This window comes from Cohaesibacter intestini, from assembly GCF_003324485.1.
Classification (GTDB): Bacteria; Pseudomonadota; Alphaproteobacteria; order Rhizobiales; family Cohaesibacteraceae; genus Cohaesibacter; species Cohaesibacter intestini.
On record NZ_QODK01000002.1, the window covers coordinates 333,059 to 354,024 of the forward strand.

14 protein-coding genes are annotated in these 20,966 nt (G+C 55.0%); 7 read left to right on the forward strand and 7 right to left on the reverse strand.

What is annotated here, in order from left to right; all coding sequences use genetic code 11:
- The first annotated feature begins 8 nt into the window (after nt 1-8).
- The 3 genes from accB to aat all read left to right on the forward strand — a co-directional run bounded on the left by accB (nt 9) and on the right by aat (nt 2,716).
- Nucleotides 9-491, forward strand: coding sequence for an acetyl-CoA carboxylase biotin carboxyl carrier protein (gene accB, locus DSD30_RS07020; protein ID WP_114008948.1), 483 nt, complete (start codon nt 9-11; stop codon nt 489-491).
- 72 nt (nt 492-563) lie between these two features.
- A complete protein-coding gene (gene accC, locus DSD30_RS07025) occupies nt 564-1,910 on the forward strand; it encodes an acetyl-CoA carboxylase biotin carboxylase subunit (protein ID WP_114008949.1) in 1,347 nt (448 codons plus the stop codon).
- A 161-nt stretch (nt 1,911-2,071) separates the two neighbouring features.
- Nucleotides 2,072-2,716 (forward strand): leucyl/phenylalanyl-tRNA--protein transferase, encoded by a 645-nt coding sequence (aat, locus tag DSD30_RS07030; RefSeq protein WP_114008950.1) that lies wholly within the window; start codon nt 2,072-2,074, stop codon nt 2,714-2,716.
- Nucleotides 2,717-2,777: 61 nt separating this feature from the next.
- Here the strand turns inward: aat and DSD30_RS07035 are convergent, their stop codons facing one another.
- The 3 genes from DSD30_RS07035 to DSD30_RS07045 form a co-directional block, all read right to left on the reverse strand.
- A complete protein-coding gene (locus DSD30_RS07035; RefSeq protein ID WP_245418433.1) occupies nt 2,778-3,167 on the reverse strand; it encodes a DUF2155 domain-containing protein in 390 nt (129 codons plus the stop codon).
- 315 nt (nt 3,168-3,482) lie between these two features.
- Nucleotides 3,483-3,896 carry an NADH:ubiquinone oxidoreductase subunit NDUFA12 gene (locus DSD30_RS07040; protein WP_114008951.1) on the reverse strand — a complete coding sequence of 138 codons (414 nt, stop codon included), beginning with the start codon at nt 3,894-3,896 and terminating at the stop codon, nt 3,483-3,485.
- A gap of 186 nt (nt 3,897-4,082) precedes the next feature.
- Nucleotides 4,083-4,850 (reverse strand): response regulator, encoded by a 768-nt coding sequence (locus DSD30_RS07045; protein WP_114008952.1) that lies wholly within the window; start codon nt 4,848-4,850, stop codon nt 4,083-4,085.
- A gap of 735 nt (nt 4,851-5,585) precedes the next feature.
- Here DSD30_RS07045 and DSD30_RS07050 point away from each other — a divergent pair.
- Nucleotides 5,586-9,245: a vitamin B12-dependent ribonucleotide reductase gene (locus DSD30_RS07050; protein WP_114008953.1), complete on the forward strand. Its 3,660-nt coding sequence runs from the start codon at nt 5,586-5,588 to the stop codon at nt 9,243-9,245.
- A gap of 90 nt (nt 9,246-9,335) precedes the next feature.
- Here DSD30_RS07050 and DSD30_RS07055 read toward each other — a convergent pair whose 3' ends face one another.
- Nucleotides 9,336-9,959 carry a LysE family translocator gene (locus DSD30_RS07055; RefSeq protein WP_114008954.1) on the reverse strand — a complete coding sequence of 208 codons (624 nt, stop codon included), beginning with the start codon at nt 9,957-9,959 and terminating at the stop codon, nt 9,336-9,338.
- Between DSD30_RS07055 and DSD30_RS21490 the strand changes: the two genes are divergently transcribed.
- Both DSD30_RS21490 and DSD30_RS07065 read left to right on the forward strand, forming a co-directional pair.
- Nucleotides 9,958-10,662 carry a hypothetical protein gene (locus tag DSD30_RS21490; protein ID WP_157967602.1) on the forward strand — a complete coding sequence of 235 codons (705 nt, stop codon included), beginning with the start codon at nt 9,958-9,960 and terminating at the stop codon, nt 10,660-10,662. The genes DSD30_RS07055 and DSD30_RS21490 overlap by 2 nt on opposite strands.
- Nucleotides 10,663-10,701: 39 nt before the next feature.
- On the forward strand, nt 10,702-12,189 hold the full coding sequence (locus DSD30_RS07065) for an AMP nucleosidase (protein ID WP_114008956.1): 1,488 nt from the start codon (nt 10,702-10,704) through the stop codon (nt 12,187-12,189).
- A 56-nt stretch (nt 12,190-12,245) separates the two neighbouring features.
- Here DSD30_RS07065 and DSD30_RS07070 read toward each other — a convergent pair whose 3' ends face one another.
- The 3 genes from DSD30_RS07070 to DSD30_RS07080 all read right to left on the reverse strand — a co-directional run bounded on the left by DSD30_RS07070 (nt 12,246) and on the right by DSD30_RS07080 (nt 18,258).
- Nucleotides 12,246-14,546, reverse strand: coding sequence for an NADP-dependent malic enzyme (locus DSD30_RS07070; RefSeq protein WP_114008957.1), 2,301 nt, complete (start codon nt 14,544-14,546; stop codon nt 12,246-12,248).
- Between the two features lie 334 nt (nt 14,547-14,880).
- Nucleotides 14,881-16,476: an EAL domain-containing protein gene (locus tag DSD30_RS07075; RefSeq protein ID WP_198662865.1), complete on the reverse strand. Its 1,596-nt coding sequence runs from the start codon at nt 16,474-16,476 to the stop codon at nt 14,881-14,883.
- A gap of 174 nt (nt 16,477-16,650) precedes the next feature.
- Nucleotides 16,651-18,258: an EAL domain-containing protein gene (locus DSD30_RS07080; RefSeq protein WP_157967603.1), complete on the reverse strand. Its 1,608-nt coding sequence runs from the start codon at nt 18,256-18,258 to the stop codon at nt 16,651-16,653.
- A 460-nt stretch (nt 18,259-18,718) separates the two neighbouring features.
- Between DSD30_RS07080 and DSD30_RS07085 the strand changes: the two genes are divergently transcribed.
- Nucleotides 18,719-20,845: a hypothetical protein gene (locus tag DSD30_RS07085; protein WP_114008960.1), complete on the forward strand. Its 2,127-nt coding sequence runs from the start codon at nt 18,719-18,721 to the stop codon at nt 20,843-20,845.
- Nucleotides 20,846-20,966 lie beyond the last annotated feature (121 nt).

Here is a 20,966-nt window from a genome sequence, read left to right on the forward strand (position 1 = left end):
GCGAACAAATGACAAAAGACAAAAGCAAACTTGATCCTGACTTCATCCGTCAGCTGGCAGAACTGGTTCAGGAAACAGATCTGACGGAAATCGAAGTCGAGCAAAATGACTTGCGCATTCGAGTTGCTCGGGAAGTGATCATCCAGCAGGCGACCTATGCGGCTCCGGCGGCAGCAGCTCCTGCGCCTGTTGCTGCGCCAGTGTCTCCTGCCCCTGTGGCTGCTGCCGCTCCTGCTGCATCGGACAATGCATCCAATCCCAATGCGGTTCGCTCCCCGATGGTTGGCACCGCATATCTGGCACCAGAGCCAGGTGCACCAAACTTTATCTCCGTTGGCGACAAGGTCACAGAAGGCCAGTCTCTGATGATCGTCGAAGCCATGAAAACCATGAACGACATCCCTGCGCCACGCTCTGGCACGGTAACGGCAATCCTCGTTGATAACGCGCAGCCTGTCGAATATGACGAGCCGCTGGTCATCATCGAATAAGGCGCCTGCCAAACAAACTTATCTTGCAGCATTCTGGCACACCCGGAATGCTGTGGAGTCTAGGGGAAATTCATGTTTTCTAAGGTTCTGATCGCAAACCGAGGCGAAATTGCCCTTCGCGTTTTGCGTGCCTGTAAGGAGCTGGGGATTCAGACGGTGGCCGTTCATTCCACCGCCGATTCCGAGGCCATGCATGTCAAACTCGCCGACGAGAGCGTCTGCATCGGCCCACCTGCGGCCAGAGACAGCTACCTCAACATCGTCAACATCATTGCCGCCTGTGAAATTACCGGCGCTGATGCGGTTCATCCGGGCTATGGTTTCCTGTCGGAAAATGCCCGTTTCGCGCAGGCGCTGGAAGACCACAATATCGGCTTCATCGGCCCGAAGGCTGAACATATCCGCATCATGGGCGATAAAATTGCCGCCAAGCAGACCGCCAAACGTCTGGGTATCCCGGTGGTTCCCGGCTCTGACGGCAGCGTTGTCGATGCCGAGGAAGCCATCCGTCTTGCCGAAGACATGGGCTATCCGGTGCTGATCAAGGCCGCCTCCGGCGGCGGCGGCAAGGGCATGCAGGTGGTCCACAAGTCCGAAGACATGGCGCGCGCCTTCTCTACCGCACGCGCCGAGGCCTCTGCGAACTTTGGCGATTCCACCGTCTATATCGAGAAGTATCTCGCCAAACCGCGCCACATCGAAGTACAGGTTCTGGGTGACGGCAATGGCCATGCCATCCATCTGGGCGAACGCGACTGCTCCTTGCAGCGCCGGCACCAGAAGGTATGGGAAGAGGCCTGTTCCCCTGCCCTGAATACCGAGCAGCAGAACCGGATCGGCGAAATCTGCGCCGACGCCATGAAGCAGTTGTGTTATTCCGGTGCAGGCACCATCGAGTTTCTGTATGAAGATGGCGAGTTCTATTTCATCGAAATGAACACCCGTCTGCAGGTCGAGCATCCGGTCACCGAAATGATCACCCGCATCGATCTCGTCCATGAGCAATTGAAGATTGCCGCCGGCATTGGCCTCGACATCCAGCAGTCCGATGTGACCTTCTCTGGCCACGCCATTGAATGTCGCATCAATGCCGAGAATGCCAAGACCTTTGTGCCATCTCCGGGCAAGATCTCCCACTACCATCCTCCGGGCGGCCTTGGTGTCCGCGTCGATTCCGGTGTCTATCAGGGCTATTCCATTCCACCCTATTATGACAGCCTGATCGGCAAGTTGATTGTTATTGGTCGCAACCGTGTGGAATGCATGATGCGCCTGCGTCGCGCGCTCGACGAGTTCGTGGTTGATGGCATCGACACAACTCTGCCGCTGTTCCGCGATCTGGTAGACAATCCCGACATCGCAAACGGTGACTATGACATCCATTGGCTGGAAAAACACCTCGCCGAGCCGCAGGATTGATCCAAACCTCGTCTATCGAATGGAAGTCAAGGCCGCGCTCCCCCGCGCGGCCTTTTCGTTGTCAGGCGCAACAGAAAATTTCTTAGGATAGTTTTCTTGTTGCGGACATTCCAGAAACCACCGTCCTACTTTGTTCAAACAAGTTGGACTAGGATTGCGCCATGTCTGACGATTCGTCCCCCTTTGAGATCACACCGCAATTGCTGCTACGCGCCTATGCCTGCGGAATCTTTCCCATGGCAGAAGACGCCGAAGACCAGAGCGTAATGTGGATCGAGCCTGAGATGCGCGGGGTCATCCCGCTGGATGGCTTTCATGTCTCCAAGCGCATGGCCCGCACCATGCGGACGACCCCCTACAAGATCACGGTCGATCAGGATTTCGATGGCGTGATGAATGCCTGCGCCGAATCCACCGAAGATCGCCCCTCCACCTGGATCAATGCCCAGATCCATATGCTCTATCGCGAGCTGTTCCGCATGGGGTATTGCCATTCGGTGGAAGTGTGGGATAAAGACCAACTGATTGGCGGACTGTATGGCGTCAGTCTGGGCACCGCATTTTTCGGAGAAAGCATGTTTTCGCGCGCCCGCGACACCTCGAAAATGGCGCTAATTCATCTGGTGGAGAGGATGAAGGCCGGTGGCTTCACGTTGCTTGATACCCAGTTCATCACTGATCATCTGATGCAGTTCGGAGCGATCGAGATCTCCAAGGCGGACTATCAGGACCAGTTGCGCAAGGCACTGGAACGCGAAGCCGATTTCTATGCTTTGGACATGGCAACAGGTCCGGACGCCCCCTGATCAGGCATCGCGCAACGCACTGCGAAAAAATGTGGGCACTGCGAAAAAATGTGGTGGGCATTTATTGTGGTTTGGGAACGCTGGAATCCTGCTTGCAGCCTTCCAACCACACATCATAGACCCCGTGCTCGACTGCATTCAGGCCCGGACTGGAAGCGAACATCCAGCCTGTAAAGATCCGCCGAACCTTGCGCTCAAGCGTGATTTCATCCACCTCGACAAAGGCAGACACCTGCTGGCGCTCCGTCTCTGGTCGGGAGTAGCAAACCCGTGGCGTCACCTGCAAGGCACCGAACTGCACGGTCTCGTCAATATAGACATCAAACTGGATGATCCGGCCGGTGATCTTGTCCAGTCCGGAAAAGATGGTCACATTGTTGGCAATCTTCTCGGCCGACGCTGGAGCGGCAACCATCACACTGGTGGACACAATGCCCAAAACCATCGCCATGCGAGAAAGGCGGGACCCAATCCGGTTCACCAAAGACAACATCGACTTCTCCGACATCCAGCGAACCGCGACATAGTCGGGCATTCTGGACTTTTCTGACAGGGAACGCGGCTCGTCAGGACGAATCCGCCTTCAATCGCACCACCCCGGCACGCTTCGTTCCTAGCCCTGTTTGCCCCTCGAAGGCAAGAGCCGAAATGGCGATTTTCCGAAGGTCCGCAGCAAGGATGCAACACAATGGGCACAAAACAAAATCGCCGCTCTGTGTTGAGCGGCGATGATATGGTGGATCAGGATCCGGGTATCAATGTGGCATCAGGGTGTCCAGGCCTCGTAATCCCCTGATACTTCCGGTCGTTTCTGCGGCGACAGAATTGACCCGTCCGGGCGATAGGCCTGCGGCGTTCCTGTGCGGTTGGGTATGTGCCCGCGCTCCCACGGCCAAGGCACATGTTCATCCTGACTGGGCGGCACATCAACGCGATAATGCAGCCAGCCATGCCAGCCAACCGGAATAGCACTCGCTTCGGCAGGATCGGCATACACAACCCACCGGCGCTCGCCCTTGCGGCTGCCCGAATAGGCAGGGTTGTTAGGCACCTTCTGCTTATAATATTTGTTGCCGAAATCATCCTTGCCGACACAAAAGCCGTGGCGCTTGGTGTGGTACCAGGTACCGAAGGTCGTGTTACCCCACCAGGTGAAGACCATTCTCAGCATATTCTTCATTGTGAACCCGCTTTGACGCATTGGAATTGCTTGGCACTATGCCAACATATATCCGCAATTGTCCAGACTGCTTTGGTCAAAGCTGGCGCGGAGAGCCATAAGCATCAGCCCTAAACTGAGAAAAGAGCCACATTCTCCCTCCACCGAATGCAACTCTCTTCCCTCGCCCCACGGTCGACTGAATCTCTATCCAGCTTTGCGCCGACTGACCCCGGCATAACGACGCGAGCGTTGCCCACTGCGCTGCGCTGCACGTTCTGCCATTTCTCGTTCCTCGCGCTCCTCGCGTTGTTTGCGCAACTTCTCGCCAATCATCATGCCCGTGGACATCCGCTTGATCGTCCGGACCTCTTCCTTGTTGTGATCGATCTGACCCTTGAGAATGCGATCCACGGTCCGTTGGCTTTCCACGGCTTGCGGCAGCACTTCGGTGTGGAACTGTCGCGCCTTGGCCAGTGATTCCATCCGCGATTTCTTCTCTTCGAGCATTTCCTGCATGCCATCGATCACATAGCGATCGCCATCCAGCCGCATCATGCGAGGGTCTGTCACCAACGAGCGCAACCGACTTTGCAACACCGCCGCCGACATTGGCTTGGCCAACACGTGATGTGCGCCACATTCAAACAGCTGCGCCACCCGGCGCTCCGTGGCATGGGCAGTGATCACCACCACCGGAATGTAACAAAGCGGTGCCATCGTCTGCTGCCGGATCAACCGCAACAACTGGGTACCGGACATTGGGGACATGGCAAGATCTGTCAGGATGACATTTGGTGGTTCATGCATGATGGCCTGCAAAGCCAGGTCTGCGCGATCATAGGCCCGAACCCGTTCGACCTTGAGAGCCGAGATCATGGATCGAATCATCGTCAGGACTGTTTTGGAGTCATCAACGATGACCACGTCGAGCGATTCGACATCCAGTCCATAGGCAGCATGATGCTCCAACATTTTACCCAACCTGTTGACTTCGTTTGATTATTGTCAGTTCAGTCATCAGTATGGCACAGAGCTTTTAACTCACGCTCAAATTCGGCCTGTCAATTTGAACCCAATTTGATTTCAATTTTAACAGATTTGTGTCCGCCTCTTATCCAAGCAGTAACAGAGAGGGGTTGACGGCCTGAAAGTGCGATTCTTCCTCATTTGCATCCTGTTTCACGAAACACTAGATATAGATATGCACACAATGCCAACCACTATCCATAGTTAACGCGTAATTCCGCGACTTGACGATTTGCGGTCCAAAAAAGCATACTCTGATCCTGTCGCGACGGGCGCGCCACGTATATGTTTCTGGACCTGTTTTCCAGACTTCCCGACCCAGTATCGAGTGTGAATAACGACGGATCACGGTTCCCCCTAATGCCCATCAAATTGGCTAAGGGAGAAGAAACCGGGACCGGGCAATACTTGTGTCTAATGCTGGAAGATTGGGGCGAGAAACACTATATATAGCGCATCGGTCGCCAAGTTGGACACCATATATAGATTCTGTTAACCTAATTCTGGATCTAATGGTGTTCGTCAACCGAGTGCATTTTGCCACGATTCTGTGGGTGGGTGGACTCGAAACTGAAACAGTGTTGCGGACCGAACCATGGCCACGGTTTATCTCAATCACTGTTTTGCAATTGGCTGGCGAAGGATTTCGTTGGCAGACACATATCTGTAGGGGCATATTCAATGCGTGTAGAGCGGCGCTATACCACCGAAGGCAAATCGGCCTATGAAGGCATCGAGTTTCGCAAGGCAACAAGTGAAATTCGCAATCCGGACGGGTCCATCGTCTTCAAACTAGAAAATATCGATGTTCCGGCTTCCTGGTCACAGGTTGCAGCCGATATTCTGGCCCAAAAGTATTTCCGCAAGGCTGGCATTCCGGCGGCGCTGAAACGCGTTGAAGAAAATTCCGTTCCCTCCTGGCTGTGGCGCTCCGCCCCTGACGAGGAAGCCCTTGCCCAATTGCCCGAAGACGAGCGCTACGGTCCGGAAATGTCTGCTCAGCAGGTCTTTGACCGTCTGGCTGGCACATGGACCTACTGGGGCTGGAAAGGCGGCTATTTCGATAGCGACGCCGACGCCCGCGCTTTCTTTGACGAACTGCGCTACATGCTCTGCACCCAGCGCGTCGCACCGAACTCGCCACAATGGTTCAACACTGGCTTGCATTGGGCCTATGGCATCGATGGCCCATCTCAGGGGCACCATTATGTCGATTTCGAAACCGGCCGTCTGACCCGCTCTGCCAGCGCCTATGAGCATCCCCAGCCCCATGCCTGCTTCATCCAGTCCATCGCCGATGATCTGGTCAATGATGGCGGCATCATGGATCTGTGGGTGCGCGAAGCCCGCCTGTTCAAATATGGCTCCGGCACCGGCACCAACTTCTCCTCTCTGCGCTCCGAAGGCGAATCTCTTTCCGGTGGCGGCAAGAGCTCGGGCCTGATGTCCTTCCTCAAGATCGGCGACCGGGCAGCGGGCGCGATCAAATCTGGTGGCACCACCCGCCGGGCAGCGAAAATGGTTGTTGTCGACATCGACCACCCTGATATCGAGGCCTATATCAGCTGGAAAGTGAAGGAAGAAGAGAAGGTTGCAGCCATTGTCACCGGCTCCAAGATCGTCTCCAAACACCTGAAAGCCGTCATGAAGGCCTGCGTCAATTGTCAGGGCTCCAACGACGAATGCTTTGATCCAGCCAAAAACCCTGCCTTGAAGCGCGAAATCCGCCTGGCCAAAAAGTCTCAGGTGCCGGAAAACTATATTCGCCGCATCATCCAGTTCGCCAAACAGGGCTACAAGGATATTGAATTCCCGATCTACAACACCGATTGGGACAGCGGCGCCTATCTGACCGTGTCCGGCCAGAATTCCAACAACTCCGTCCGCGTCACCGATAATTTCCTCAATGCCGTCAACGAAGACCGCGACTGGAACCTGATCGGCCGTATAAAAGGTGATGTCCGCAAGACCGTCAAGGCACGCGATTTGTGGGAAAGCATCGGCTATGCCGCTTGGGCATCCGCTGATCCGGGCCTGCAATATCACACCACCATCAACGATTGGCATACCTGTCTGGCAGACGGCGAGATCATCGCATCCAACCCCTGCTCGGAATATATGTTCCTTGACAACACCGCCTGCAACCTTGCCTCCATCAACCTGCTGCAGTTCCTCAAAGCGGACGGCAAGTTCGATGTAGAGCAGTTCGAGCACACCACCCGTCTGTGGACCATGGTGCTGGAAATTTCCGTTCTGATGGCCCAGTTCCCGTCGCCGGAAATTGCCGAGCGCTCCTATCTCTACCGCACGCTGGGTCTGGGCTATGCCAACATTGGCGGCTTGCTGATGACCTCGGGCATTCCATATGACAGCGACGAAGGCCGTGCGATCTGCGGTGCCATCTCCGCGCTGATGACCGGTATCTGCTACGCCACCTCGGCTGAAATGGCCAAGGAATTGGGGGCTTTCGCCCGCTACGAAGCCAATGCCGAGCATATGCTGCGTGTCATTCGCAACCATCGCCGCGCTGCCTATGGCCAGAATGATGGCTATGAAGGCCTCGACACCAACCCGGTCGCCCTTGACCATGCCAACTGCAATGACAAGCATCTGTTGAACCATGCTGTTCAGGCATGGGACAAAGCCCTTGAGCTGGGTCAGCAATATGGCTACCGCAACGCCCAGACCACCGTGGTTGCCCCAACCGGCACCATCGGCCTTGTCATGGATTGCGACACAACGGGCATCGAACCGGACTTTGCTCTGGTCAAGTTCAAGAAGCTCGCCGGTGGCGGCTACTTCAAGATTATCAACCGCGCCGTACCAAATGCCCTGCGCACCCTTGGCTACAATGAAGACCAGATCAAAGACATCGAAGCCTATGCAGTTGGTCGCGGCACGCTGAAAAGCTGCAATGCCATCAGCCACAATGCCCTGAAAGGCAAAGGCCTGACCGACGAAAAACTGGCAACTGTAGAAGCAGGCCTTGCAAGCGCCTTCGACATCAAGTTCGCCTTCAACAAGTGGACACTGGGCGAAGACTTCTGCAAGGATACTCTCGGCTTCACCGCAGAACAGCTCGATGACCCGAATTTCGACCTGCTGGCAGCCCTTGGCTTTTCCAAGGAAGAAATCGATGTCGCCAACATTCATGTCTGTGGTGCAATGACGCTGGAAGGCGCTCCGCATCTCAAGGATGAGCATCTGCCGGTCTTCGACTGCGCCAATCCATGCGGCCGCATCGGCAAACGCTATCTGTCGGTTGAAAGCCACATCCACATGATGGCCGCATCCCAGCCCTTCATCACCGGCGCGATCTCCAAGACGATCAACATGCCAAATGATGCATCGGTTGAGGATTGCAAAGAAGCCTACATGCTGTCATGGAAACTGGCCCTCAAGGCCAATGCGCTCTATCGCGACGGCTCCAAACTGTCCCAGCCTCTCAACAGCCAGCTGTTGGCCGATGATGAGGACGAAGCAGAAGATGCAGCCGAAGCCATCGCAGCAACCGCGACGCCTGTTCCAGAGCGTGCAACTCTGGTCACCGAAAAGATCGTTGAACGCATCGTTGAACGTCGCATCCGTGAGCGTGAAAAGCTGCCAGATCGCCGCAAGGGCTACACCCAGAAAGCCACCGTTGGCGGCCACAAGGTTTATCTGCGGACCGGTGAATATGATGATGGCTCCATTGGCGAGATCTTCATCGACATGCACAAAGAAGGCGCAGCCTTCCGCTCGTTGATGAACAACTTCGCCATCGCCATCTCGCTTGGTCTGCAATATGGCGTGCCGCTGGATGAATATGTCGACGCCTTCACCTTCACCCGGTTCGAACCGGCTGGGATGGTGCAGGGCAACGAGGCGATCAAAAACGCCACCTCGATCCTCGACTATGTCTTCCGCGAACTGGCCGTTTCCTATCTGGATCGTCACGATCTCGCCCATGTCAATCCGGACGACATCGCGACCACCTCCACCGGCAAGGGGTCGGCTGAAGGCAAGACCCCGGTTCCGATTTCCAAAGGCCTGCTGCGCGGCAAGACTGAGCGCTTCAAGCTGGTCGATGGACAGGACGTCGCCCAGAGTCAGGCCGCAGCGCCAACGGCTGCGATGCCATCTGGCACCACGACCATGCTGAAATCGGAAAGCCAAGCGCAGCCAAGCCCGACCGAGGTCGGCCAGATCAAAGCCGAACCAACCAAGGCCGATCAGATCGCTCTGGCCCGCATGAAGGGCTATGAAGGGGAAAGCTGCAGCGAATGCGGCAACTTCACCATGGTCCGCAACGGCACCTGCCTCAAATGCGATACCTGCGGTTCGACCAGCGGCTGCAGCTAAGATCCTTTGATTATGACAAACACAAAGCCCCGCTCACATCGAGCGGGGCTTTTTCGTTTCAAGCGATATAAATGAGACTATATTCCGCCCTCACCGCTCCGTCAGAGCCAACCGCGCGCCCAGCGCAACGAAGCTCGCAGCGAAACCGCGCTTCAGCCACGTCATCACGCCCGGCCGGGCCAACAGCTGGTCCCGCACCTGCGCAGCAGCTCCAGCAACAAGAGCAAAGACCACAAAGGTCATGGCCATGAAGACACCACCCAAATAGATCATGTCCCCGACCGGGTTGGTCGCTTCGACGGAAATGAATTGCGGCAGGAAGGCGAGGAAGAAGATCGACAATTTCGGATTGAGCAAATTGAGCAAGATACCGTCGCGGATAATGGAGGCTGATGACCGGCGGACTTGGTGTTCGGGTTCCAGAGTTGACCTGTCAAAGCGGCTGCGATCCCGGATCATTTGATAGGCCATGAACAGCAGATAGGCCACACCGGCAAATTTCACCACCTGGAAGGCCAGAGCGCTCGCATGCAGCAAGGCAGCAACCCCCAGAATGGCGGCGGTTATGTGCGAAATGATCGACAATGTTCCACCCAACGCAGCGATCAATCCGGCGCGAAAGCCATGCGATAGGGTCGAGACGAGCGTGTAAATCATGCCCGTTCCCGGTGTGATGACAATGAACAAAGAGGTCAGTAAGAATTCTGGCGACATGAAACAATCCCATGATGAAAAGCAACGTGGGATCAGGCTAGGTCATATGGCAAACGCCGCCAACCCGAAACTTGCGCGGCGATCAATCCGTCTGGAAATGGCACTTATTCATCGTACCGAACTGATCAAGCCCAACGGTTTGACCAGAGCGGATCTCGGTTCTGCAGCCAAACCGGGCGCCGCTAAACGGCAACACATTGACTTTGGCTTTCAACCCCTTACCGACGGGCAGGCATACAGTCGCTCCGGCAACAAAGGTCCGCTCGAGCATTCCGGCGCTCGACGACATAACGACATAGAGATTTTTGGGCGTGTCATTGCGAACGCACGCAGCCTCGGCAGCGGTCGCAAAGAGCGGGAATGCGCAGAAAACTGCGACTATCGAGATACATTTCCGCACGGGGGCCTCGGATTTCACGTCAACTCTCCTGTGCTTGTGATGGCGAACAACCATATTCGGGTCGCCCGGCCCGAAATTAATCAGGTTCTTAACCATGCTACGCGTAAACCTGTAAATAATTTCAAAAATACGGCAATTTTTATGGTGAGCCGGAAGAACGGAATGGCTTTCAGCAATCTAGGCACAAGTCGCAGGATAGTTCATGGTGCTGTAAGCTGGAAAACAAATCAATTGATCACATATACGCAACAACAAAGCGATAACCGTTGCCGAAACAACATTTCTCTTGACCTTTTTCTCTAACAGGTAGAAAAGGCCAGAGGAAAAGGAGAAAGATTAAGAATGAAAAAGCCCTTTTCCGTGATCACGCCCAACGCGTTCAGCCACGAGACCTTTCGCAATGCGTCCGAAGCCATTGATCGGTTGCTGGCCATCTATGACACCCATACCAGTTTTCTGCAGGATGCCTTCACCCGCGTCGCGCAAGGCGATGTCCCTGCCTCTGGTCGCTATCGAGCGACCTATCCCGAAATTCGCATCACCACCGACACCCATGCCCAGATTGACAGCCGCCTGTCTTTTGGCCACGTACCCGGCCCGGGCTGCTATGCCTCCACCATCACACGGCCAGACCTGTTTCGCCACTATCTGACCACCCAGATCGGGTTGCTGTTATCCAACCATCAAGTGGCTATCGAGGTCGGCCCATCCAAAACACCGATCCCGGTGCATTTTGCTTGGCCCAACGGCATGGATGTCGATGGAGAATTGCCAGAGACCTGGGCGCGGCCTTTGCGCGATGTGTTTGATGTGCCGGATCTTGCCATCACCGATGACGCCATTGTCAACGGCACCCGCCATTTCGGCCCAGATGATGTGGTCCCCCTTGCGCCCTTCACCGGTCCGCGCATCGACTATTCACTTCATCGTCTGGCCCACTATACGGCAACCAAACCGGAGCATTTCCAGAATTTCGTGCTCTTTACCAACTACCAATTTTATGTTGATGAGTTTGTGGCGTGGGCACGCAAGGAAATGGCAAAAGGCAACTCGGACTATGAGAGTTTTGTCGAGATCGGCAACATGATCACACCGAGCGGGTCGGAGGCACCAACGGAAGGCATGCCACTGAGCCGGTTGCCGCAAATGCCTGCCTATCACTTGAAGCGCAAGGATCACAGCGGCATAACCTTGGTCAATATCGGCGTCGGACCGTCCAACGCCAAAACCATCACCGACCATATCGCTGTCCTCCGCCCCCATGCTTGGCTGATGCTTGGCCATTGTGCGGGCCTGCGCAACACCCAGCGCTTGGGCGACTATGTTCTGGCCCATGGCTATGTGCGCGAAGACCATGTCCTTGATGCCGACCTGCCCACATGGGTGCCGATCCCCGCATTGGCCGAAATACAGGTCGCGCTGGAAGGTGCGGTCGCCGAAGCCACCGGCCTTGAGGATTACGAGTTGAAAAAGATCATGCGGACCGGCACCGTCGCCACCATCGACAACCGCAACTGGGAACTGCGCGACCATGAAGAACCGGTTGAGCGTCTGTCCCAGTCCCGCGCCATCGGGCTGGATATGGAATCCGCCACCATTGCCGCCAACGGATTCCGCTTCCGTGTGCCCTATGGCACCCTACTCTGCGTCTCTGACAAGCCACTGCATGGGGAGCTCAAACTGCCCGGCATGGCCAGCAGCTTCTATACCCAACAGGTCGCCCAGCATCTGCAAATCGGCATTCGGGCGATGGAAAAGCTCCGCGAGATGCCGATCGAACGTCTCCATTCAAGGAAACTGCGCAGCTTCGCCGAAACGGCATTCCAATAGCAGATCCAACAAAAAAGGCGCCACAAGGCGCCTTTTTCATATGATATGAAAATCAATCAAACGTCTGAATTGGCGAAATAATTTTGCGCATCAACCGTCGCCAGTGCAGTCATGTTGACCACACCGCGCGAGGTGACCGACGGGGTCAGAATATGGGCAGGCTTGGCCATGCCGATCATGATCGGCCCCACATGCAGCGCTTCGGTCATTTCCTTGATCAGGTTCAGCGCGATATTGGCGGAATCCATTGACGGGAAGACCAGCAGATTGGCACTGCCCTTCAATTTCGAATTCGGCATCACCCGATCGCGCAACACCTGCGACAGGGCAGCGTCCCCATGCATCTCGCCATCGACTTCCAGATCCGGAGCCGCCTGCCAGATGGTGTCCAGCGCTTCGCGCATCTTCAGGGACGTGTCAAAGTCGCGCGTCCCGAAGTTGGACGAAGACAACAAGGCAACCTTTGGCGTCAGACCGAAGCGACGGATATGCTCCGAAGCCCGCAAGGCTGTCTGGGCGATTTCCGAGGCGCTGGGATAATTGTTGACATAGGTGTCGGTCAGGAAATAGGCACCACGCCGATTGATCAGCAACGACAGGGCTGAACATTCCTTAAAACCCTCCTGCAAGCCGATGATCGACTGGACTTCAAGCAGATGTTTGCGAAAACGACCGTCAAGGCCACAGATCAACGCATCTGCATCCCCCCGCGCCACGGCCAACGACCCGATGATGGTGGTGTTGGACCGCACGATGGTGCCTGCCGCCTGCGGATGCACACCCTTGCGGCCCACACAGGCAAAATATTCGTTCACATAGTCACGATAACGTGGATCATCGAGCGGGTTGATGATCTCGCAATCCTCACCCGGCTTGAAGCGCAAACCGAAGCGCTCGGCCCGCTTCTGCATCACGTCCGGACGCCCGATCAGGATCGGCTGTGCCAATCCATCCTCGATGGCAATGGCTGCCGCACGCAGCACGCGTTCATCTTCACCGTCGGAATAGATCACCCGCTTGGGATCACTCTTGGCCTGCGCGATCATATTCTTCATGATCAGACCGGAGCGGAAGACAAAGCGGCCCAAACGTTCATTATAGGCGTCGAAATCCCCGATCGGCCGCTTGGCCACCCCGGTTTCCATAGCCGCCTTGGCGACCGCCGGCGCAATGCGCAGGATCAGCCGCGGATCAAAAGGCGTGGGAATAAGATAGTTGGGGCCAAACGGATGCAACTGGCCTTCCGCTGCGCGGGCCGCGACCTCGGAAATCTCTTCCTTGGCCAGTTCCGCGATCGCCCGAACCGCCGCATGCTTCATTTCTTCGTTGATGGCGGTCGCTTCAACATCCAGTGCACCACGGAAGATATAGGGGAAGCAGAGCACATTATTGACCTGGTTAGGATAGTCCGAACGGCCCGTGCAAAGCACAGCATCCGGACGCACCGCCTTTGCCTCTTCGGGCATGATTTCCGGCGATGGGTTCGCCAGTGCCATGATCAGCGGATTGGCAGCCATTTTCTTGACCATCTCCGCCTTCAGAACACCGCCTGCCGACAGACCAAGGAAAATGTCTGCGCCATCAATCACTTCATCAAGGTCGCGCAGATCGGTTTTCTGGGCAAAGACCGCTTTCCACTCGTCCATTTCTTCCCGGCCTTGATAGACAACACCGTCAATGTCCGAGACCCAGATATTCTCTTTCCTGGCCCCAAGAGAGACCAGCAAATGCAGGCAGGCCAGCGCAGCGGCCCCGGCACCGGACGCAACGATCTTGGCGTCCGCAATGTCTTTGTTGGCGTGGCTGAGACCGTTAAGCACCGCCGCACCAACAATGATGGCCGTGCCATGTTGGTCATCATGGAAGACCGGAATATCCATCCGCTCGCGCAGCTTGCGCTCGATTTCAAAGCACTCAGGCGCCTTGATATCTTCAAGATTGATACCGCCAAACGTTGGCTCCAAAGCCGCCACCACGTTGACGAATGGATCGATTTCGGTTTCATCCACCTCGATATCGAACACGTCGACACCAGCAAATTTCTTGAACAGGACCGCCTTGCCTTCCATCACCGGTTTGGAGGCCAACGGGCCGATTGGACCAAGCCCGAGAACGGCTGTACCGTTGGAAACGACCGCCACCAGATTACCGCGTGCCGTATAGTCGAAAGCCTTGCCGGGATCTTCGGCAATGTCATTACAAGGGGCCGCCACGCCGGGGCTGTAAGCAAGCGCCAGATCGCGCTGGTTGCCCAGTGGTTTCGTCGCTGCAATTTCCAACTTACCGGGTTGCGGATAGGAGTGGTAGAAGCAAGCAGCCTCATCCAACTCGCTTCTGGCTTTGGTCTCTTCGGTCATGATGTCTATCTCGTGCTTTGATTATGTCTTCTTGAATTCCCGCAGGCATTCAGCCGCCGGATGCACTGATTGACGCAAGGTCAACCAGCCTAGCCTCCTGATCCGCACACTAGACCTTTTGCGTAGGAATAGCGATATTACCCACTCAAGAAAAAAGCAGCGAAAGGCATTTGTGACGATTGCACCCCACAGACTTCCCCTTTCGGATAGGCAGCAAACGCCATCGCCTGAGAAAACAATCTCATTCAGACTGCCTTCAGCGCCGCACGTACAGATATGTCAGAGAATGCCAGGGGATGTCAGATCAGCAAACGCTTACGATCGAGTTGGACGATCAGGCAGCTGTCGCTTGCTCACGATCCGCTTGTTCGCCCTTGTTTGATGCTCCATTGGCTTCCGGTGCTTTTGGAGGAGCAATGCGTTTGGCACTCGCCTTGAACAGATCGACAAAGGAGTTGGCAGGCAATGGTGGAGCAAACAGATAGCCCTGAGCTGCAGAGACACCCATCTTGCGCAATAGCAGAACCTGCTGCTCAGTCTCAACGCCTTCGGCAATCACGCCGATATCCAGCTTGCCTGCCAGCTGAACGACCCCGCCAACCAGTTCCTTGCCTCCAAGCCCCCTGTTAAGGGAATCAACCATCAGCTTATCGAGCTTGAGAATATCGACACCGAAGGTCGACAGATTGTGCAAGCCGCTATGTCCCGACCCGACATCATCAAGAGCGATCTCGGCACCCAAAGCTTGAATCTTCGAAATCACATCATTGGCAAGTTCGATATCATTCAACGGCACACGATCTGAAATCTCGAAAATCAGATTCTTGTAGGTAACCAGACTGTCCTGAAAGACATCGCGAATATCTGAGACAATCGTGTCATCAACCAATTGATGGGAAAACAGATTGAAGGACACATGGAATTCCAGCCCGGTCGCCGCAACAGGCGCCAGAATATCCCGAGTCGCTTCCATGATATGGCAGGTGACTTCCCGCGTAAGTCGGAAATTTTGCGCCAACGGCAGGAATTCATGCGGTGGTATCGTTCTGCCATCGGGTTTGTGCCAGCGCGCAAGCACTTCGCAGCCGGTGATCATGCCCGTTTCCAAATCGACAATCGGCTGCATGAATGGCACAAACTCACCATTGTCGATCGCGTCAAGAATGCGGTCACCTTCATTCGGCCGATAACGTCCCAGATAATAGCCCCAGAACAGAGCGATGAAGCCGAAAATCGTGCCAAAGGCACTAACAATTTCCCGCATTTCCTCGGTCACGGCATAGAGCGCATCTTCCGAGATCGAGATATCGACCTCAAATGGCAGATACTCCGAAAGCTTGTGCACCTTGACGATGGTGTCACCGCGCATATTGCTTGGTTCGAGGATATACCACGGGTTGCCCGCCCCCATCGACAACATGGCAATGCGAAATGGGCGCAAGTCATTGCGCACCGGGTCCGTGCTTATCAGCTCGCCCGGCACCCGCGCCACAAGACGGCGACCATTGGCCACATGGCGCGCGACCAACAAAGAAGGAAGCGTATCCTCCCCTTCTCCGGACAATGAAAGCGTGATTTCGGGATTGTTTACCGAGAAGTTTGGCAACAGTCCCGCCTGCCGCGAGGACTGCCCCAAATCGGTGCAAACCAGATTGCCATTGCGATCGACCAGACCAATAGTGTCGACCCATGCAAGGGAGCGCGTAGCTTCACTATAGAGATAACGGTGATCTGCCGTGCAGGACAGGCCATTGGATTGGGCCAACCGGTTGAGCAGCTTGATCGCTTCTTCCGTCGCATGCGTCGCCCTCTCCATCATCAACTGGCTTGCCACCTCGACATCGGCTTTGATGTCCTTCTTGGCTTGCCATAACAGGATAGACTGCGCTCCAAGCGTCAGGAAATAGGCCCCGATCACTCCAAGCAACATGAAAAGCGCTATCTTTTTCCCGTTTCTGATCATGGAACCCTGCAAGTTGATTGACTCGCATTGCAGCATAAAGCAGTGAAAAATCGGTATATTTTTCAATGAATCACAAGCTGTATGCAAAAAAATGATCCCCAAGCAGGAGATCAGCACAGACACGCAAAAATGAGAGGGTTCTTACGCGGACTTTACAGCAGACATGGCACCAGTATCTTCCCTAGAGACGTCGCTGGCTGCATCCTTTTTGACCTGCTTGCCAGCATTACCACCAAGTGCTTCGACCAGTTGCAAATAGGCACTGGCAGGCAGTGGAGGAGAGAAAAGATAGCCCTGCGCTTCGTTGATCCCCGACCGCCGCAAATAGGCCAATTGTTCTTCGGTTTCAACACCTTCAGCAACGACGACCATGTTCATGCCGCGCGCCATATGGCTCAGGGAATCGACAATAGGAACCTGACTGCTATCCCCGGTAATGGCATCAACAAACAACTTGTCGATCTTGATGATATCCATGCCGAGGGTTTGAAGGTAGGTAAAGCCGCCATGGCCGGTCCCCGCATCATCCAGCGCCACACGGATCCCCAGTTTTTGCATCCGCATGATAATAGCCCGCGCCCGATCAAGATTTTCAAGCGGCTGGCGCTCCGTTATTTCAAACACCAACTGGTCAAACCGCACGCCGCTATTGCCGAAGCACTGCTCGATTTCAGACACCACTTTCAAATTGTCGAAATGGCGGTTGAACAGGTTGATCGCCACTTTCAAATGATGCCGCCCTTGATAGGCCCCTCCAAGATCCTGCGCCACCTGCTCCATCAAGGATGTCGTCATTGGTCGTGCCAGACCGGTTGCCTCGGCCAGATCAATGAAGTGCCCCGGCGACAGGATGGTACCGTCTTCCTTGCGCCAGCGGACCAGCACTTCGCAGCCAGACAATCTACCACTTTGGATATCGATAATCGGTTGATAATACGGAATGAACTCGCGCCGGCGAATGCCTTCCTCGATGGTATTGTGCGGGTCGGGCTTCTTCAACGCCATGCGCACGAAGAAGATGAGGATCAGGGCTCCGCTCAGAACGCCAAAACCATTGATGACATTCATCGCTCCACTCGACGCGGCCCAGGCCTCCTGAAACGGCAAACTGGCCGACACTGAAATCGGATAGCGACTGGACTTTTCCTGATGGGAAATCAAATCATCCTTGAGAACCGGATTCTCGTGAAAGGTGGCAAAAGGCGCCCGTTTCAGAAGGCGGCTCTTGGGTGTGGTCTCGACAAGCATGGTGCCGTTTTCAAGCATCACAGACAGCTCAAAGCTACTGGAAAAATCACTTTGCCGGTCATCGAGATTGAAAGCATCCTCAAGGATGAACCCGCCAATCGAAACCTGATCATCGATCGACCAATTGACCAGTAGCCCGCGCATTTCGGAATCCCGATCCTGAACAGCCACATAACTCAAATGGTCAACGCCACCAACAGCCTTGGCGGAAATCGGATGGAAACTGGCGCTTTGCTGCATCGACGAGCAATACATGAATTCGCCGTTATAGATCAGCCCCACATCATGCAGCACTGGATGCCGCAAAATCATCGACCGGAACCGGTCCTGCAACGACTTGTCGCAAACTGGCACGCTATAATGCGGCAGCACAGAAAAGATGTCGATGGCTGTCTGGATAAGCGTCTCGGACCGTGCCAACACCCGCTTGGATGTCTGCTCCAACTGCTGGTGCCCTTGCGTCATGACATAATCGCGCATGAAGATGTTGGCCGCAAACAAAGGCAGCACACCTAACACAACGCCCACAAGGAGCAAGATTATGGATCTGATCGGTTTTCGCAAGACGCATAGTCCTCCATACCGTACAAACGATAGTAATGGAGCCCTAACATTGACTTAATTCCGCGACCGCCAGCAGGCAGAAACAGCTTGTTGCAAGACGAAAAATGCAAGAATTCACAACTTGTTACCTTTGCAGTCCAGCACTTAACGTCAATCGGATCCCGAAAGGTCGATCACCAAAATATGGCTTGTCTTTTCCCCCTATCGTGCGCAGACTTCTTATTATCGCCATGAAGACAATTGAAGGTTGCCCAAAAAATGCACACATAGCTGCACAATGAGGTGACCCGGAACCGAATTTCATAAAGCCCGACGTCTGCTCGACCCAACCCCGAGCTCTAACCAATTTCTTTTTTTGACCGATCTTGTCTTCGAAAAATCAAGAGGCAAATTGACAATGAAACGCCACGCTCTTTCCTTATCTTTTCTTCTCATCTCCACCTCGCTGGTGCAGGCCCAAAGCGATGCCGAAAAGGCCTTTCAGGCCATGATCGATGACGTCAATGCCTCCGGCTGGCTGACGGTGGAGGTCGGCTCGACACACTATCAGGCAGACAAGGATCTGTTGACCGCTCAGAATGTCGTCTACAAGCTCAATTGGTCTTTGCCTGAAACGGGCATAAAAGCCGCCAACAGCACAACCACTGACGCAACAGAAAACGGCACCGCGGAAAACGACGATCTTACCATCGATCTTGAAATCACGGTGCCATCCATGACTGGCGCAGGTTTCGCCCTCAAGGAAGACGGCATCACCTATGACAGCATCATCTATGAAGGCATAACCTTTGATGTGACGCTGGATGCCGAAGGCACCGCGAGTGACATGCAACTGAAGGCGCGTGCGCTCGGCAAGGATCAGGTGAGCAATGGATTCCAGCCTTTTGTCGGCGAATTCAAGATTGCGCCCTCCCGACCAATCGGCAGTTTCCTTGACTATATCCGCCCCATCCTGACCAAGCCGTCCTACGAAGAATATAGCTCCGACGGCTATGTCATGACCCAGTTCGCGCCCGACGGTGCCGCAATCGAAGAACGCGAAATCGGCCCCATCACTCTGACAGACTTCGCCAATGGCCGGATAGGCAGCATGGAAATGGCCTATCAGAAGGGCAAGATTTCCGTTGTTGAGCCAGGCAAAGAAACCAACGACGACCTGCCCTTTGATCAGGTGACATTTGAAGCAGGCAAGACCGTCTATGAAGGCTATGACATGGCCGCTCTTTGGGCCGCCATTGACCCCGGCATGCCGCCGATCGAAGGCACCAGAGACGTTGTCAAAGTGGCAACGACCGAAAACATGTCCTTTTCCGCAAAGGGCTTCTTTACCGCCACACTGGGCCCATCAACCCAAAAAGACCTCACGGTAAAACAGCCTGCAAGTTACATTGTCCCTTTGCTGGACAAGATGATCAGTCAGGACCAAAAACCAGACAAGATGCCACCGGAAGACCAGAAGGCCTTGATCAAGGCTGGTTTTGATCTGGCAAGGTCCTTCTCCTATGGTCTGGGGGAAGTCAAAGACATTCAGTTCAGCGGCACCATCCCCGAAGGCGACATGTCAGGCCAGACAGTCGAGGCCAAACTGAGCTCAATGCGCATCGCCGACATCAACAAAGACGGCATTGGCGAAATGTCTGTCTCTGGATTTGACTTCACAGGTCCGGTTGGGGTGTCCGCAGCCTTTGATCGCTTTGCTATCGAAAATCTCGAATTTCCCAATTATGCCCATATCGAAACCGTGATCGACAAGGGACTGGCGGGCGAAGAGCCAACCCCGGCTGAATCAGCCAAGCTGGCGCCCAATGCCATCAAGATGGTGCTCAATGGCCTGAAAGTCAGGGATCCATCCGCCAACATGGTCAGTGCCAACCAGATCCTGATCGAAACCAAGAAACAGGGTCTCGCCATTCCGACCCTGATCAAGACCCGTATTTCGGATCTGTCAGTACCGAAAGATCTGATCCAGCATCCGATGGTGTCGGTGCTGATGACACAGCTTAATATGGAACGCTTGTTGGTCAACGAAGACATCACCCTGCGTTGGGATGAAGCCAGCGAAAGCATCAAGCTCGACCCACTGAATATCGAACTGGCTGACATCGCCAAGCTCGATGGCTCGATCAATTTCGGCGGCATCCTGCGTGCCTACCTGGATGATCCGGAACAGGCCCAGGCAGCAATCGCCACCGGTACGGTGCTGCCATCCTCCCTCACCCTGACCAATCTTGGCGGCATTGATGAAATGATCAATATGGCAGGTGGCTTCTCTGGCATGGGACCCGATCAGGTGCGCAGCTTCGCGGAAAGCCAGATACAGGCCATTCTCTCCGCCTTCACCAAACCGGACTTCGCCCAGATGGTGGCAGGCGAGGTCAAAGCCTTCCTTGCCAATCCGGACAACATCACCATTTTGCTCAAGCCCGGTGCTCCTGTCCCAGTTGCTCAGCTGCTGGGCGCGGCCTCACAAGCCCCGCACGCGATTCCGGACATTCTGAAGATCGGCGTAACCGCCAATCAGTGAATCCAATCCCGCCCCGCTGCCCTCAAATCTCGGTGCAACGGGGCAACAGCCCCAAACGACAATCAACCGGAATTCAGGTGATACGGTCATTGGGGCCAACAATCGGACAAACAAAAAGGGC

Bases quoted from the DNA above. Each gene is read 5' to 3' on its own strand.
- accC (WP_114008949.1), top strand. From the start codon at position 564: ATGTTTTCTAAGGTTCTGATCGCAAACCGAGGCGAAATTGCCCTTCGC.
- DSD30_RS07085 (WP_114008960.1), top strand. From the start codon at position 18,719: ATGAAACGCCACGCTCTTTCCTTATCTTTTCTTCTCATCTCCACCTCG.
- DSD30_RS21490 (WP_157967602.1), top strand. From the start codon at position 9,958: ATGAAACAATCCCATGATGAAAAGCAACGTGGGATCAGGCTAGGTCAT.
- DSD30_RS07045 (WP_114008952.1), bottom strand. From the start codon at position 4,850: ATGTTGGAGCATCATGCTGCCTATGGACTGGATGTCGAATCGCTCGAC.
- DSD30_RS07065 (WP_114008956.1), top strand. From the start codon at position 10,702: ATGAAAAAGCCCTTTTCCGTGATCACGCCCAACGCGTTCAGCCACGAG.
- DSD30_RS07040 (WP_114008951.1), bottom strand. From the start codon at position 3,896: ATGAAGAATATGCTGAGAATGGTCTTCACCTGGTGGGGTAACACGACC.
- DSD30_RS07055 (WP_114008954.1), bottom strand. From the start codon at position 9,959: ATGTCGCCAGAATTCTTACTGACCTCTTTGTTCATTGTCATCACACCG.
- accB (WP_114008948.1), top strand. From the start codon at position 9: ATGACAAAAGACAAAAGCAAACTTGATCCTGACTTCATCCGTCAGCTG.
- DSD30_RS07035 (WP_245418433.1), bottom strand. From the start codon at position 3,167: ATGGCGATGGTTTTGGGCATTGTGTCCACCAGTGTGATGGTTGCCGCT.
- aat (WP_114008950.1), top strand. From the start codon at position 2,072: ATGTCTGACGATTCGTCCCCCTTTGAGATCACACCGCAATTGCTGCTA.
- DSD30_RS07050 (WP_114008953.1), top strand. From the start codon at position 5,586: ATGCGTGTAGAGCGGCGCTATACCACCGAAGGCAAATCGGCCTATGAA.
- DSD30_RS07075 (WP_198662865.1), bottom strand. From the start codon at position 16,476: ATGTTGCTTGGAGTGATCGGGGCCTATTTCCTGACGCTTGGAGCGCAG.
- DSD30_RS07070 (WP_114008957.1), bottom strand. From the start codon at position 14,546: ATGACCGAAGAGACCAAAGCCAGAAGCGAGTTGGATGAGGCTGCTTGC.